This window comes from Lysinibacillus sp. CTST325 (assembly GCF_054665055.1).
The window spans coordinates 985,169-1,000,306 of the sequence record NZ_BAAFHO010000001.1 but is presented as its reverse complement, the minus strand read 5'-3'; the positions used below and the strand labels follow the sequence as shown (position 1 = coordinate 1,000,306).

General features: G+C 34.5%; 19 protein-coding genes. 12 read left to right on the top strand and 7 right to left on the bottom strand.

Translation table 11 applies throughout. The features are described 5' to 3' along the window. Positions 1 to 42 precede the first annotated feature (42 nt). The 5 genes from ACYQ73_RS05115 to ACYQ73_RS05095 all read left to right on the top strand — a co-directional run bounded on the left by ACYQ73_RS05115 (position 43) and on the right by ACYQ73_RS05095 (position 2,548). A complete protein-coding gene (locus ACYQ73_RS05115) occupies positions 43 to 447 on the top strand; it encodes a YhcN/YlaJ family sporulation lipoprotein (protein WP_460011451.1) in 405 nt (134 codons plus the stop codon). Beyond that, positions 447 to 902, top strand: coding sequence for a stage V sporulation protein AC (gene spoVAC, locus ACYQ73_RS05110; protein WP_460011450.1), 456 nt, complete (start codon positions 447 to 449; stop codon positions 900 to 902). Before ACYQ73_RS05115 ends, spoVAC begins: the two co-directional genes overlap by 1 nt. After that, a complete protein-coding gene (locus tag ACYQ73_RS05105) occupies positions 896 to 1,891 on the top strand; it encodes a stage V sporulation protein AD (protein WP_460011449.1) in 996 nt (331 codons plus the stop codon). The genes spoVAC and ACYQ73_RS05105 overlap by 7 nt, the downstream gene beginning before the upstream one ends. Positions 1,892 to 1,907: 16 nt before the next feature. Continuing rightward, positions 1,908 to 2,267: a stage V sporulation protein AE gene (spoVAE, locus tag ACYQ73_RS05100; protein ID WP_460011519.1), complete on the top strand. Its 360-nt coding sequence runs from the start codon at positions 1,908 to 1,910 to the stop codon at positions 2,265 to 2,267. A gap of 65 nt (positions 2,268 to 2,332) precedes the next feature. Next, positions 2,333 to 2,548, top strand: coding sequence for a YjcZ family sporulation protein (locus tag ACYQ73_RS05095; RefSeq protein WP_460011448.1), 216 nt, complete (start codon positions 2,333 to 2,335; stop codon positions 2,546 to 2,548). 51 nt (positions 2,549 to 2,599) lie between these two features. On the opposite strand, the gene ACYQ73_RS05090 is transcribed toward ACYQ73_RS05095, so the two are convergent. Together ACYQ73_RS05090 and ACYQ73_RS05085 are read right to left on the bottom strand one after the other, a co-directional pair. Then, complete coding sequence (locus tag ACYQ73_RS05090) at positions 2,600 to 2,830, bottom strand: hypothetical protein (protein ID WP_460011447.1); 231 nt, start codon at positions 2,828 to 2,830, stop codon at positions 2,600 to 2,602. 19 nt (positions 2,831 to 2,849) lie between these two features. Continuing rightward, positions 2,850 to 3,014 carry a hypothetical protein gene (locus ACYQ73_RS05085; RefSeq protein ID WP_460011446.1) on the bottom strand — a complete coding sequence of 55 codons (165 nt, stop codon included), beginning with the start codon at positions 3,012 to 3,014 and terminating at the stop codon, positions 2,850 to 2,852. 184 nt (positions 3,015 to 3,198) lie between these two features. Here ACYQ73_RS05085 and ACYQ73_RS05080 point away from each other — a divergent pair, with 184 nt between their 5' ends. Further along, positions 3,199 to 3,447 (top strand): stage VI sporulation protein F, encoded by a 249-nt coding sequence (locus ACYQ73_RS05080; protein ID WP_460011445.1) that lies wholly within the window; start codon positions 3,199 to 3,201, stop codon positions 3,445 to 3,447. 227 nt (positions 3,448 to 3,674) lie between these two features. On the opposite strand, the gene ACYQ73_RS05075 is transcribed toward ACYQ73_RS05080, so the two are convergent. The 3 genes from ACYQ73_RS05075 to ACYQ73_RS05065 all read right to left on the bottom strand — a co-directional run bounded on the left by ACYQ73_RS05075 (position 3,675) and on the right by ACYQ73_RS05065 (position 5,421). Further along, positions 3,675 to 4,103 (bottom strand): GNAT family N-acetyltransferase, encoded by a 429-nt coding sequence (locus tag ACYQ73_RS05075; protein WP_460011518.1) that lies wholly within the window; start codon positions 4,101 to 4,103, stop codon positions 3,675 to 3,677. Between the two features lies 1 nt (position 4,104). Beyond that, positions 4,105 to 4,620: a YjcG family protein gene (locus ACYQ73_RS05070; protein ID WP_460011444.1), complete on the bottom strand. Its 516-nt coding sequence runs from the start codon at positions 4,618 to 4,620 to the stop codon at positions 4,105 to 4,107. A gap of 81 nt (positions 4,621 to 4,701) precedes the next feature. Next, positions 4,702 to 5,421 carry an alpha/beta hydrolase gene (locus tag ACYQ73_RS05065; RefSeq protein ID WP_460011443.1) on the bottom strand — a complete coding sequence of 240 codons (720 nt, stop codon included), beginning with the start codon at positions 5,419 to 5,421 and terminating at the stop codon, positions 4,702 to 4,704. 112 nt (positions 5,422 to 5,533) lie between these two features. Between ACYQ73_RS05065 and ACYQ73_RS05060 the strand changes: the two genes are divergently transcribed. Both ACYQ73_RS05060 and ACYQ73_RS05055 read left to right on the top strand, forming a co-directional pair. Beyond that, positions 5,534 to 6,115: a phosphatidylglycerophosphatase A family protein gene (locus ACYQ73_RS05060; protein WP_460011442.1), complete on the top strand. Its 582-nt coding sequence runs from the start codon at positions 5,534 to 5,536 to the stop codon at positions 6,113 to 6,115. A 588-nt stretch (positions 6,116 to 6,703) separates the two neighbouring features. Further along, positions 6,704 to 7,321 (top strand): thermonuclease family protein, encoded by a 618-nt coding sequence (locus tag ACYQ73_RS05055; protein ID WP_460011441.1) that lies wholly within the window; start codon positions 6,704 to 6,706, stop codon positions 7,319 to 7,321. 214 nt (positions 7,322 to 7,535) lie between these two features. On the opposite strand, the gene ACYQ73_RS05050 is transcribed toward ACYQ73_RS05055, so the two are convergent. Next, positions 7,536 to 7,787 carry a YfzA family protein gene (locus ACYQ73_RS05050; protein ID WP_460011440.1) on the bottom strand — a complete coding sequence of 84 codons (252 nt, stop codon included), beginning with the start codon at positions 7,785 to 7,787 and terminating at the stop codon, positions 7,536 to 7,538. Positions 7,788 to 7,855: 68 nt separating this feature from the next. Further along, on the bottom strand, positions 7,856 to 8,350 hold the full coding sequence (locus ACYQ73_RS05045; protein ID WP_460011439.1) for a small multi-drug export protein: 495 nt from the start codon (positions 8,348 to 8,350) through the stop codon (positions 7,856 to 7,858). A gap of 198 nt (positions 8,351 to 8,548) precedes the next feature. Here ACYQ73_RS05045 and ACYQ73_RS05040 point away from each other — a divergent pair, with 198 nt between their 5' ends. From ACYQ73_RS05040 to ACYQ73_RS05025, 4 genes are all read left to right on the top strand, one after another. Then, a complete protein-coding gene (locus ACYQ73_RS05040) occupies positions 8,549 to 10,309 on the top strand; it encodes an ABC transporter ATP-binding protein (RefSeq protein WP_460011438.1) in 1,761 nt (586 codons plus the stop codon). A gap of 144 nt (positions 10,310 to 10,453) precedes the next feature. Further along, positions 10,454 to 13,060 (top strand): class III lanthionine synthetase LanKC, encoded by a 2,607-nt coding sequence (gene lanKC / locus ACYQ73_RS05035; protein ID WP_460011437.1) that lies wholly within the window; start codon positions 10,454 to 10,456, stop codon positions 13,058 to 13,060. A gap of 32 nt (positions 13,061 to 13,092) precedes the next feature. Then, positions 13,093 to 13,206 carry a class III lanthipeptide gene (locus tag ACYQ73_RS05030; RefSeq protein ID WP_460011436.1) on the top strand — a complete coding sequence of 38 codons (114 nt, stop codon included), beginning with the start codon at positions 13,093 to 13,095 and terminating at the stop codon, positions 13,204 to 13,206. Between the two features lie 133 nt (positions 13,207 to 13,339). Beyond that, positions 13,340 to 14,170 carry a class I SAM-dependent methyltransferase gene (locus ACYQ73_RS05025; RefSeq protein WP_460011435.1) on the top strand — a complete coding sequence of 277 codons (831 nt, stop codon included), beginning with the start codon at positions 13,340 to 13,342 and terminating at the stop codon, positions 14,168 to 14,170. Positions 14,171 to 15,138: the final 968 nt, after the last annotated feature.

Below are 15,138 nucleotides of genomic sequence, written 5' to 3'. Positions count from 1 at the left end.
TTTTATGGTTGGAGAAACTTTAAAGAAAAGGAGGGTAAAAGCTTGAAGCTGTTAGGAATAATGTTACCTCTATTAGTCGGTTTATCGCTTTTAAGTGGTTGCGGTGAAAAAGAAAAATTTATTGTCTACGGTTCACCAGAAAATGAAAAGGAAGTTGAGGCCATTTTAAAAAAACAGGACTATGTAGACAAAACTACGGTTATTCAATATGACAATAGTATGCTTGTAGCGGTGCAAATTAAACAATGGGATAAGTGGAAAAAGGCTAAATTAGAGAAAAAGTTGCAAAAGAAATTTGAGGAAAAATATCCAAACAAAGATGTTTTTGTTTCAGCTGATTATAAAATATTTTATGAAGCCAATAAAATAAAAAGGGAACAAGTTGAAGATAATAAACTGAAAGATAAAATTGTGAAATTGAAAAAGCTTGCAAAGGAGGAAACATAGTGGAAAAAGAACAATACCAGCAATTAGAGCAAAATGTCACGCCGAAACCGCCTTATTTTAAAAATGTGGCAAAGGCGTTTCTAATAGGTGGACTTATTTGTACAATCGGACAGGCCGTATCCCTTTTTTATATGATTTTCTTTGATTTTACCGAAGCGACAGTCGGAAATCCAACAGTTGCAACAATGATATTTTTCGCCATGATTTTAACGGGTTTTGGCTTATATAAGAAGATTGGCCAATTTGCTGGAGCTGGATCAGCTGTACCTGTAACAGGGTTTGGTAATGCTGTTATTTCAGCTGCCATTGAGCATAGATCTGAAGGATTAGTACTCGGTGTTGGTGGAAATATATTTAAATTAGCTGGTTCAGTTGTATTATTTGGGGTTGTCTCCGCCTTTTTTATTGCACTTATTAAATTCATTCTTGTGACGATAGGAGTGGTTTCATGGTAATTGTCTTTCAATCGAAGCCTTCCTTAATAGCAGGTGGTGTGGTAGCAGGTCCACTAGAAAAACGTAGTATATTTAGTCAATATTTTGATGCGACCTTCGATGATGAACGTTGGCAAATGAAAACAAATGAACAAGGGCATCGAAAAATGGTTGAAGAGGCCTGTGAATTCGCCATGAAAAAAGCGGGCGTGAAAAATGCAGACATTGATTATTTTATGGGTGGTGATTTGGTTAATCAAATGACGCCAACCAATTTTGCGGCCAGAGACTTAGACATTCCTTTTATCGGATTATTCTCAGCGTGTGCCACCTCTATATCTTCATTAATTGTTGCGAGCCTTTTAACAGAAGTAGGTGCCTCCAAATTAGCGCTAGCTGGTGCATCTAGTCAACACAATGCGGTTGAGCGACAATTCCGCTATCCAATCAATTATGGCTCACAAAAGCCCCAAACTGCTCAATGGACTGTAACGGCCGCTGGCTATGCTCTTATCGGTAAGCATCATGAGGAATACCCTTCTATTGAAGCAGCAACTATTGGAAAATCAGTTGATTATGGTATGGATAACCCTTTTCATATGGGTGCAGCGATGGCCCCAGCAGCTTTTCAAACAATTCAATCACATTTAGAACAGCGTAATCAAAAAATTTACCATTATGATTTAATTTTAACAGGGGATTTAGGTCAACTTGGCTTAAAACTTCTAAAAGGAATGTTTGTTGAAAGTGGCATCAAGAGTGAGGAGTTACAACCTTTACGTGATGCTGGTGCTGAGTTTTATGGACAGGATGAAACATTCCAATCCGGTGCAAGTGGTGCAGGCTGTTCGGCAGCTGTTTTTTTTAGTTATGTGATTCAACAGATGCGAGCAGGTACCTATAAAAGAGTACTTCTTGTGGCAACAGGAGCATTGCTGTCTCCGCTTTCATTTCAACAGGGCGAGACAATTCCATGTACGGCACATGCGATTGAAATTACAATGAAATGAGGCGAAAGCTATGGTTATGACATTTGTGTTTGCATTTTTTGTAGGAGGCATTATTTGCGCCATAGGTCAATTATTAATGGATGTTGGAAAATTAACACCTGGACATACATTGAGTACTTTAGTCGTAGCTGGGGCGATTCTTGCCGGAATGGGTTTGTATGAACCACTTATTAATTTTGCTGGTGCCGGTGCAACTGTCCCTATTACATCTTTTGGAAATTCCTTAACGCAAGGTGCAATTGTTGAAGCGGAAAAACATGGGCTTGTAGGTGTGTTAACTGGGATGTTCGAGGTGACAAGCTCAGGAATCAGCGCTGCCGTAGTTTTTGGCTTTATCGGAGCATTAATATTTAAACCTAAAGGCAATGTTGATTAGACGAATACCCCACCCATTTTTACAACGCTAACATATGATAGGTTGTAGAAGGGAGGGGTATTTTTATGGGATATCAAGGCTGGGGTGCGCATCCGTATGGAGGGCATGCTGATGGTTGTTACGGAGGAGATTACGGCGGTTACTATGGCGGTCATCATGGTGGTCACCATGAAGGTTGCCATGGCGGTTACTATGGTTATGGACATGGACATAGTTCAACATTTATCTTAATTGTTGTCCTATTCATTCTTCTGATCATTGTCGGAGCTGCTTGCATATAATTTGATAGAAGTCTCCTACCTTTATAGGTGGTGAGATGAATGCGGGTTTAGCTATTTTTCAGCGGATGTCCAAACATTTGCTGAAATAGAAGAACTCAGTCTAAGAACGCCACGTTCTGTGGCAACGACTGAGTGACCAACATTATGTTGTGTTGCTGTCGCTTCGCTTTCGCACAGACAAAAACACGTTGCTGCCGCTGCGTTAGCACTACGCTTTCGCACAAAAAACATTTGTTGGCCTAAAGCCTCAGGCGGATGTAACGGAATCGGAAAGGAGTTCATAAAGGATGTTAGCCTAAAATCATCGCATCCATGTGATAACGGCTAACTGACCTGCATCGGTAAAAGCGCCACGTCCTGTGGCATTACCGAAATGACCGACATCGTGTCGGCCCTCTGTAAAAACGCCACGTCCTGTACCGAAATGACCAACATCGTGTTGGCCCTCGTGCAGGCCTAAGCACAAAGCCGATTCCGAACGAAATTATGCCGAGGCATAATTGATTGTGACAGTAGATAGAGGCTTTAGCTTTTCTTCAGAGTGCTCCATTTTCTGAATAAAGTTTAAAGCCTTCACTAGTTGCCATATGTGTCGTGCATAAGAACAACAGTGGAAATAAACTTGAATTTTAACTGATAGGAGGGGGAACATGAATCGCTCGCTTTTTAATTCAATTGAACAAAAAACTGGAGTAACAATGGATGAAATCTTCGCATTAGCAAATGAAATTCAACATGCTGATTTTAAAAATGAAAAACAAGTAAGAAAGATCGTACGACGCGTAAGTAAAATGTCCAAAAGACAAATTACGCAAGAGCTTGAAGATAAGTTAGTACAATCTATTATTCAAGATGGTAATTCATTAGATTTCGATAAAATTACTAAAATGATGAAATAACATGAGTCTACTAGGCAAAGCAATATATCTAAAAGGTTGATTTAAATGGATTTTCATTTATAAATCAACCTTTAAAGCATTGTAGAGAAATAAAAAAGGTGTTACGATATGCATCAGCATTTTCGTAACACCTATTTGATCAATTATGCCTCGGCAAAATTGCCTCTAACGCTACGCTTTCGCGCAAATAAACTATGCGTCCTGCTTGCACAAAGAGCAGAAAGAAGTTAAATTATTTTTTCCATAGCACGATGTGGGATACCAGCATCCATAAATTCAGGAGATGTTACCGTGTAGCCAAGCTTTTCATAAAACGGAATAGCATAGCTCTGTGCATTAAGTTTTAGTTTTTTCTTATTAATTAAAATAGCGTGCTTCTCCATTTCCTTCATGATTAAAGCACCTAGTTTTTTGCCACGTTGATTTTGTAAAATACAAACACGTTCAATTTTTGCAGCACCGTCCTCGATACTTCGTAAACGTGCAGCACCTACAGGGACATTGTCTTCGTACATAATGAAATGCGTAGCAGATGCATCCTCAGCATCACATTCTAGATGAAGCGGCACACCTTGCTCTTCAACAAAAACTTGCTTGCGGACTGCAAACGCATCCTCATGCTCTTTTGCTGTTTCAACAATCTTAACGTTATACAGATTACTCAGCTCCAGTCAATCGGAAAGTTTCATATGTTGTCCACGAGCCGTCTTCCAATTGATATAAAAGATGAATGCGATCAATTGTATCTTTTTCGTCAACACCTGTCATACGTAATTGCCCAAAGATATCATCGTGCTCTGAATCTGTCATTTTTTGAGCAATTGTAATATGTGGTACAAATACGTGTTTTGACTCACCAAAAGGTACTTTTTCTTCTAGAGTTTGATGTAATGTTGTTAATTGTTCAGTTGGTTCAATACGGAAATAAATCGCATTTGTTGTTGGGAAAAATGAACTAATGCGTAATGCATGAATGTTTAAAGGTGCATATTTGGCAGCAAGCCCATCTAATTGTTTTACGACAGATTGAATATCTTCATCTGTTGCATCGAAGCTGTCCTTTAATGTGATATGCGGAGTAATTTTCGCATAATGAGGATCGTAACGTTTGCGATAAGTGTTCGCTAAATCTTGTAATTTTTTTGATGGAAATGCCACAATACCATACTTCATAGGCCATTACCTCCTGAAAATAAACATTTTTTTATTTAAGTATAACAGAAACTTCCGATTTCGTAATTTGAATCGTCTAAATTAATTAAAATTTTCAATCAATGCGCGGCGTAGATCAGGTTTCCAATATTTCCATGTATGATTGCCATCAAATTCTTCATAAAATGTAGAAAATCCTTTGTTTAACAGAAGATTATGAAGCTGACGATTTGGTGTTAAAAAATCTTTAATTGTTTTATCCATCGTGACAACTTTATCTTCTTCTTTACCGACGATATGATAAATGGAAATTGCGCCTGGATCTTTAAAAACTTCTACAGCTTGCAAAACATCTTCGTCAACATACGGTGATTGTAAAATAACCTTGCCAAAAATATTTGGGTATTTTAATGCGGCCATTAAGGAAGCGGTTGCAGCCATTGAGTCACCAATGACCCCACGACTCATTCCCACTTGATAGGTTGTATATTCAGCATCTAAATAAGGCACAAGCTCATGAGCTAAAAAACGAAGGTATGCTTCATGTTGCTCTCCACTTGGAATATATTTATGACGTCGATCCTTAATGTCCTTATATGGAACGAAGGCAATGATTAAATTTTCGATTTCATAGTCATCGATAAGTTCATCAGCAAGTTTTGTAATACCTCCAAGTTGGAAATAATCTTTTCCGTCTGATGCAATTAAAATATTATATTTATATAGTGGAGAATAATTTGCAGGAACATAAATATAGAGCTGTAATTCCTCCTGTAATGCTTCACTATAGAACTTTAAATCCTGTACAGTTCCCTTATCCAATGATGACACTCCTTCTCGTGTTTGTAACAAAATTGTACCATATACCCAAAGTAAAGGTATAATAGGTTGGGCTAGCACTATTCTAGCAATAAAATCGAAGTGAGGGATAGTTATGCATGATAAAAGTACTCGCATACACTCTGATGAAGTAGCGAAAGCAGCCCAAGCTGCACTTATTCGTCGTGGTGTATCGCTAGAGGATATTGCTAAAATCGTTTATGAAATGCAAAAATCCTATAATGAAGGCTTAACATTAGACCACTGTGTTCATTCTGTCGAGCGTGTATTACGTAAACGTGAAGTTCAACATGCTTTATTAGTAGGTATTGAACTAGATGAACTTGCAGAGAAAAAGTTATTATCGGCACCATTACAGCAAATAATAGAATCCGATGAGGGTTTATTTGGTGTGGATGAAACAATAGCACTTGGATCTGTTTTTACATATGGTAGCATAGCGGTAACGACTTTCGGACACTTAGACAAGCAGAAAATCGGTATTATTAAGAAGTTAGATACAGAACCTGGCCATCATGTAAATACGTTTTTAGATGACTTAGTTGGCAGTATCGCAGCTTCTGCCGCATCCCGTATTGCGCATCGTATGCGTGACTTGGAAGAAGAGGGCGGTACATTTGCAGATATTGAGCCCGAAGAGCTAGGACCAAAACCAAAATCACATAATGAGATTTGATAGTATTCATATATATAACAGAGCCTTCTCAATAATTTGAGGAGGCTCTGTTTATGTTGTAATTAAAGTATGGATCTTCGCCAAAGCGAGGGGGGATTTCCGTTCCGACTGGGCACGATTCTTGGATTTTATCGGCGATTATCATGAGGTTATCGGCGATTATAGGCATTATATCAGCGATTATCATGAAGTTATCAGCGATCGGCATTCATCGCGCCTTTCCTCCGCCTTCGCACAAAAATCATTTGTTGGCCAAAGTGGATTATCGGACCACTATGAACAGAGCATCTTCAATAATTTGAGGAGGCTCTGTTTTTTAAATGCTTAGCCGATTGTTTTGTATACTCATACACATAATCAACATAAAATAAGGACGAAAAAACACACAATGAGATAGAAAATAGTCAGCTTGTTGAAGTATCCCCAAATCATTAGGTTGCCTTTGCAACTACATAACTTGAATGTAGTAGCCTGATATTTTACAATAGAAACATCGTGAAACTTTTTAGGACTTTTGATGAATTATGGATTCTTTTAGAAGCTTCCTTAAAGTGTAATGAAGATGAATAGTTGTGAGGGACCTACTACATGAAAATGCAAGATATAAAAACGTTAATTACAAGTGGTACAATCATTCTAGCCGTTGCATTGTATATGATTTTTGGCAGATCACCAGCCCAAGAAAAAGATGCAACATCGACTAACCAGAATGGTACTATTTCTATTGAACAAGTTGAACAAAAAACAGGAAATAAACGCTTTGATGTAGATTATATTAAAGCATATGACGGCGATACAATTCAGGCGACAATAAATGGCAAGAAACAAAAAATTCGCCTATTGATGGTAGATACACCAGAGATGAATTATAACAAAGGTGAAGCTCAACCTTATGCTAAAGATGCGAGAGATTATACGATTAAATTGTTAGAACACGCTAAAAAGGTTGAAGCGGTTTACGATGTTGGTCCAGAGACAGATAACTATGATCGCTTATTAGCCTATGTCTTTATTGATGATGTAATGTTGCAAGAATCATTATTAAAAGAAGGACTTGCAGCAGTGCGCTTTATCCATAAACCAAACAATACGTTTGAGGAAGAATTTAGAGACATCCAACAAAATGCAGAAAAAGCAAAATTAAATATTTGGTCACATCAAAATTACTTCCAAAAAGATGGTTTCCATCCGGAAGCATTAAAATAAAGAAACAAAGGACTGTCCCAAAAGGCAATGAAAATGCCTTTTGGGACAGTCCTTTTATTAGGAGTTCTTTGTGCACCTCTTCTGTTTGGTGATGTTTTCTAGTCGTTCGCGCTATATCAATGAATGAGATGCTTTTTGTATACCTATAAAGTCCCTAATTCTCAATCTCTTTTTGCTTGAGAATCTTGTGCGTTTGATAAATTAATAATTCGCATCACTTTGTTCGTGTTTTAAATACGACATCATATAAGCCAGTTAAAATCAAATGTAACATAGCAAAAAATAAAACTATATTAAAAAATTGAGTTTCATAAAAATTAAACCAATTTGTAAAAAGGTTTGTCTGCAAAACTTTATTTCCAAGGTTACCAAATTCAAGGTCTATAATAGGAGGTTTACCGTCGACAATTAAAAAAATTAAATTAAGAATTATAAAGTACCCAACATTAATAATCCATTTCCTCATTTTAATATCATCCCTCTATTATTTATTGTTTTGTTGGAATCAGTATGGGAGAACACATAGATGGTTTATTATGGCATTATATCGTAGTTTATAAAAGAGCCTATACTTGCTCCCGCTATGCCCCAAACTATTATGCTAATAGTATGCCATAAGACTACTCTCTTTTTATCTGCACCAGCTACTAATGATGTGAAAGCTGCAATATGTCCAGAAGCCACCAATGGAGCGATAAGTGCAAGACCAGGTACACCATACTTTTCGTACCATTGTCTTGCTTTACTTGCTCGTCTCTGAATAAATCCTTGTCTTTTAGACTTTCTATTTCGCATTTTTGTTAATAATGCGTTAAATGGTACTATGACTAACATTACTGAAATCCAATTTCCGACTATAGCGATTAATCCAGATAAAATAAACGAAAGACCAATCACAGAACCAGCTGCTGCCCCACCGGGAGACTCTACGAATGGAATGAAAGATAATAAAAATACACCTAAATACTGTAGTATTTGGTTTGATTCATTTAATTGTGAGATTAAATTTTGTACAATTTCACGAAACATAAAAAATTATCTCCCCTTATTTTAAAAATTAAATCCAATAATACCATACATTACCATATGATTCAATTAATGTATTGAGAATTCTGATTTATTAGTATTGTTAAAATTTAATTTTATTTTGAATATTTGTAATAATAAGTATATTGTGTAAAGATATACATAATAACTTGCGGAAACCGAAATAAGGAGGATTATCTAATGGATAGAGAAATAGTTCCAAGATTGTATGTATTACAATTTATAAAATTGATTAAACCACACCTTCCCCGACGGTGGGTTACTGGTATAGCAATTTTCCTTTTATTAGGACAGACTATTTTATCTTTGTTAGTACCTTTACTAGCAATGTCACTTATAAATTCGATGAGTAAATTTAATTTTAATTATCAGACTATTTCGTTATTAATTGTCTTGTTTTTAGCACAGATAGTTTTGTCGGGAGTATCTCTTTATATATTATATTTTGTGGGACAAAAAGTAGTCGCTAGTTTACGAGAAAGTATATGGTCGCAAGTGTTAAGATTTCCTGTCGATTTTTTTGATAAAAATTCATCTGGTGAAACAATGAGTCGGATAACAAACGATACTGATGTAATAAAAACATTTTTTATAAATCAGTTTATCCCATTTTTTTCTGGATTAATATCAATCGTTGGTTCGATAGCTCTTCTAATTTATCTTGATTGGGTAATGTCTCTAATACTATTGGCTATAGCACCTATCTCTTTCTTAATATTTGGTTTGCTCGGTAAAAAGATGTTTAACGTTTCTAAAAAACTTCAGGCTGAGACTGCTAAATTTCAATCTGATCTCGGAAGAGTATTGTCAGATATTAGATTAGTGAAATCATCACAAACTGAAAAACAAGAAAGTTCGCAAGGGAGATTACGTATTAACAATTTATTTCAAAATGGTATGAGAGAAGGGAAAATATTTTCTATTGTATCCCCTTCAATGACAGCAATAACCTTGATTGGACTTGTTGTAATCTTTGGATACGGCGGAATGCAAGTGGCCTCTGGGCAGCTTACTACCGGGGCACTTGTGGCTATTGTATTTTATGTATTTCAAATAATAAGTCCTTTAACTCAATTAGCACAGTTTTTCACTCAATTTCAGAAAACAATGGGTGCTGCTGATAGGATTCATCAAATTATGAAATTAGATACTGAATGGTCTTTGAACACAAAATATTCAGAACGGAATAATTGTTCGATGAATTTTCCGGTCCCAGACGAAGGATTACTATTTCATAATGTTGACTTTAGTTACGACGAAGAAAAGATAATCCTGAACAATGTAAATTTTTTGGCACCAAAAGGTAAAGTCACTGCTATAGTAGGGCCAAGTGGATCTGGAAAAACAACAATTTTTTCTCTCGTACAACGTTTTTATATTCCTAATAGTGGACTCATCACTTTAGACGGTAAACCTGCTCAGAGCTACAATCTTGATGCATGGCGTTCCAAATTCGCTTATGTTTCCCAAGATTCACCAATTATGGAAGGTGATATTCTTTATAATTTAACTTATGGTATGAAAGATGTAGAGCAATCAGTAATTGATGAAGCTATTTCCAAAACGAACCTTAAAGAATATATAGAATCATTACCCCAGGGATATAAAACCGAAGTCGGAGAACGTGGAATACGTCTGTCTGGCGGTCAAAGACAACGTATTGCCATAGCAAGGGCTCTTATTAGAGACCCGGAAATACTGCTTCTTGATGAAGCAACAGCACACTTGGATAGCACTTCTGAACTTATAATTCAAGACTCTTTAAAACATCTTATGAAAGATCGAACAACTTTAATAATTGCTCATAGGCTATCTACGGTCAAAAATGCCGAGACTATTATTTTTATTGAAGATGGAAAGGTGACTGGTATAAGTAATCATGCAGGACTTTATAAGAATCATAATAGCTACAAAACGCTTGTTGACCAGCAAACTATGTAAATTTCGAGATAAAAAACAAAATATTTCAAATATTCAATTGACAAAATAAATAAACTAATTTATGGTATTTATAGAAGCTTAAACCAGTTAATGTACAGTTGATTTTTATATTATTAATTATTTGAGAAGGGAGAAAAATAGACCTTGAAAAATAATCTAATCTATTTTAAATATTTAAAAGAAAATACGAAATACTATGCTCCTAATGATTCGAATAATAGTAAAACAGAGTTTAAGTTAAAAAATGTTCCGAATGACTATATTGTGAAAACAGATAAAAATTCACCGTGGAAATTTTATCAAAGCAAAAATGGAGAGCTCCCAAAACAGGGGTGGAAGATCCACATTAGTTCAAGCTTAGATGCTTCTAAAGATATTCTGGAAGAAGTTAGTGAGGTTTTATTCAATTTAAAAGTTGCTTTTAAACACATTTCAAGTAGAAGTAAATTGTATTTAACTTATTCAAAACAGGGAGATAGAATTACATCCGGTAAGTTTATAACAATTTATCCTTCAGATGATTCGGAATTTATAAAGTTATTAGGTTTGATTTATGAGAGAATATCCTCCTATGAACAAGGACCTTATATCTTAAGTGATAAATGCTGGAAAAATAGCAATATCTTTTATAGATATGGGGGCTTCGTAAGTATGATTAATAGTAAAGGAGAACTCTGTATAGAAGATACTGATGGGAATTTAATACCTGATCAAAGAAACCCTTTTTATCAAGTTCCTATATTCGTAAAAGAATTTGATGAATACTTAGACTCTTTAAACGATCATATTGAAGGTCAAAAAGAAAGTATCCAGTTAGAGGACTATGAATTTGAAAGTGCTATACGTTTTAGTAATAGTGGCGGAATTTATTTAGCTAGAAGAAAGACTGATAACATGAAGGTTGTTATCAAAGAGGCAAGACCTAAAGTGGGATTGGATGGCAATAACATCGATTCAATAACTCGACAAAAAGTAGAGTATAACGCATTAAAAAAGCTAGATGATGTAGAAGGTGTAGTGAACGTAATTGATCATTTCAATTCATGGAAGCATGGATTTCTAGTTCAAGAATTTGTAGAAGGTATAAACCTACAAACTTGGGTAGCTCTTAAATATCCCTTTTATAGTGGGAATAATGCCGATACTTATATTAATGATGTAAGAAAAATAATCAATAGTTTAATTACTATTGTTCAACAAATGCATGAAAAAGACATAGGTATGGGTGACTTGCAACCACAAAATATAATTATTAATGAAGACTTAGAAATAACCCTTATTGATTTTGAAACAGCACTTCCGAAAAAATCAGAGGAAAAACCAACATTACATACGTTAGGTTTTTCAAACAAGAACTGTAAAAATCATATGCAAAGAGACTGGTATGCTGTTAAAAAAATCTTACGATATTCATTACTCCCAATTGGTCCTATTGAGTTACTAGACAGTGATACTCAAGCTAACCAATTACAGTGGATAGAAGAACAGTTCGGTATAGAAACATTATTATATTTTAAAGAAGTCATCAGTCAGTGTGACCGCTTCATTCCAGTTGAATTAAAAGATACTATTTCTATTAATGAAAATAAAGAAATTAAAGATCTTTCATTAATCGTTGCTGACTTAAGAAGGGGAATTGAATTAAATTTTACTTCTGATGAGAGATTAATCCATGGGGATATTAGACAGTATGAGCAAAAAGATGGTGCAATGAATGTATTGTCCGGTGGTGCCGGTGCAGCCTTAATTTTCAGTAGAGCTGGTATTTCTAATGATTATGTAAAAGAGTGGATAGAAAATAAACTATTGCCTAGTATTTATTCATTTGAGCAGTTAGGCTTATTCACAGGCTTATCTGGTGTAGCCTCTGTTTTATACGAATCTGGATATAAACAAGAAAGTATTGATATTTTCGAGCATATATTCACTACTATGGATAAAAATGTATTGGATATTTCATTAAGATCAGGTCTTGCCGGAATTGGGCTTTCACTAATCAGTCTATATTTAGAAGAAAAAAGCGACTCTTACATTCTCAAGGCGGAGGCAATCGCCCAAACTATAAATAATTATATTAGTCAGGGTAAAGCTCTATTTGTGCAAGATATGTCAGGCGTACCGATTGGACTAATTGATGGATGGTCGGGTGTTTCACTTTTTTACTCAGCTTTGTTCGCAGTTACAAATAAAAGAATTTATTTTGATAATTCAATCGAGCTAATCGAAAAAGATTTAGAATGTACTCAGAACGATGAAACAACAAATGTATTACATACACTTGATGATAAAAAAAGATTATTACCATATCTTTCAGGTGGTTCAATAGGTATAGGAATAGCGATTGATTATTTAAACCATGTAAGTGGACAAGATCATTTTCGAAATGAATTGGATTTAATTTCTAACTTAAGTTCCGTTAAATGTACATTTAATGGAGGATTATTCGACGGTGCAGGAGGTTTCTTATTATTACCCCTTTTGAAAAAAAGAAATGCATCTCAATATAATATGAGCATAGATTCGATTACAAAGCTATTAAATTTATACCTAATAAAAAAAGATAATCACATCTTGTTTCCAGGTAACTTGAGTTATCGTTTCTCTCATGATGTGTATTCAGGTAGTTCCGGTATAGTATTAGTACTGGAGTCTCTAATAGAAAAAAATATCCTGTTTTGGTTACCTATCATAAACCCAAACCTTTTTTACAATAAAACCAAATATCTTAATAAAGAACTTAGTGAAGTATAAATTGAGTATATTATTGAAAGGAGGTGAGTTACATGAAACAAGTACTAGAGTTACAAAAGTTAAATGTTGAGAATGGCGATGTTAGTACAGGCTATTGGACAACAATTACTACTTTTACACTGTCAACTGCAAGTTACCAGTGCTAATAGTAAAGAGTAATTATAGGGAAGGAAACCTAGTTGATAATCTAGGTTTCCTTCATACCTTATTTATTGAATCATCTTTTTTAGTATTAACATAATTAGGGTAATTTATACATTGTAAAGTAAAGGAGAAATTATGGACAAAATTTTTAATTACCTACAAGCTCCAAAAGCTTTTGATAAAGGAAATGTTGAATATTGGACATACCCTTTATTTTCAAATCTTATACTACAAGGGCATTTAGATCAGGAAAATTCAGGTGGTAGTCGAAATTATGAATTTATAGATAAATCAGTTGGATTTATTAGTAAAATCGCACCAAAAGAGAGATTTAAAAAAGTTATTGATTTGGGGTGTGGACCTGGATTATATTGCGAAAGGCTAGCTAATATAGGATATGAAGTCACAGGGTTTGATATTTCTGAAAACTCAATTGAATTCGCTCGGAATAAAGCAAAGCAAGAAGATTTAAATATTATATACAGATTAGAGAGTTTCTTAGATTTTAATGAAACTGAAAATTATGATTTAGCTTTACTAATTTATTATCTTTATGGGTCTATTAGTTCTAATGATCGTAAAGATTTGTTAGAGAGAATATATAGAAGTTTAAATCCAGGAGGTATATTAATTATGGATGTAACTTCTGTAATTACTTTTAATAAATTTAAAGAGGAGCAAAGCTGGAGCTTTAGTAATAGTCAAGCATCACTCTCAAGTGATTCATACATAGGCTTCAGGCAAGCTTTAAAATATCCGGACCAAGTAACTTTAGAAAAAACAACTCTTCTTTTCAAAGATATGGAACCTGTAACTTTCAATATATGGAACAAATCATTTGATACAAATACTTTAATACAAGAAGCAGAAAGTGCTGGCTTTAAAGTAAAAGGTATTTATTCTGATGTTGCAGGACAAGATTTTAGTGAAAATAGTGCAGAGATCACTGTCTTATTGGAAAAATAATAAGAAGAAACAATCTTATCTTAATAAATTCTCTAACAGTACAGCTAATTGCAGTGCTGTTTTTCTTTTTCTTCAGGATTAAAGTATTTCTTCTATTTTTCAAATGTAACTGAATTCACACCATGAGAATAGAATGTACATTCTTTATATTTAAAATGAATGAAGGAATTCGTGACCGCGGTAATCTCAAATGGTCAATGTCTATAATGCTGCCCGAACACGTTGCAAAGCTCAGAGAGTGGTAAGCTGAGGATGGTTACATATAACGTCCTGGTGTATCCTTTGGGATCGAGTCTAAAAATAAGTCTTGGTGAAAAGGTAGAGAGACACTTATATTTGAAAAACTTCTCAGCTGAACATACATTTAAACTCAAGCAATGTAGAGGAGCCGTTTGGCGAAGATACTATCCCGGTCGAGGATATAGTAAGTGTTCAAAGTATAAATTAGTAACAGGCGAGTCTTTGCTACTGCAAACTGTCTAATTAGTTTTCTCCTAATTTTCATATTTTTCATATTGATGTTTGCTATAGCGAATGAACCAGTACAATATCAAATATTTCTACAACTGTTTATTTATGTTTGATACTAATAGGGCTAATAACTGGCTCAAAATTTTATTTGTAAAAATTTCGATACATAAATTTTAAGCATTCTTTTTTAGTACTGAGTGAAAAACAAACCCAAGCACATTTGTCATCGTACATGATGATGAAAACAGAACTATTTTATAAAATAATCCTAATTTTAAAAAATGCTGAACAAATGTCTAAAACTCTACCAAAATGTACAGATTGTAAAGAAAATGGGGATTTAATAAATGGCTATTTATATGCATATAATAAATTTTTTAAAAAAGAGAATACAATGTAAATTTGACTTTTTGAGTTTTTCGAATTGCGGTAAACATGAGATTTGTGATTTAACAATCTCATGTTTTTTTATTTCAAGAATAAAGAAACTTGCAAAA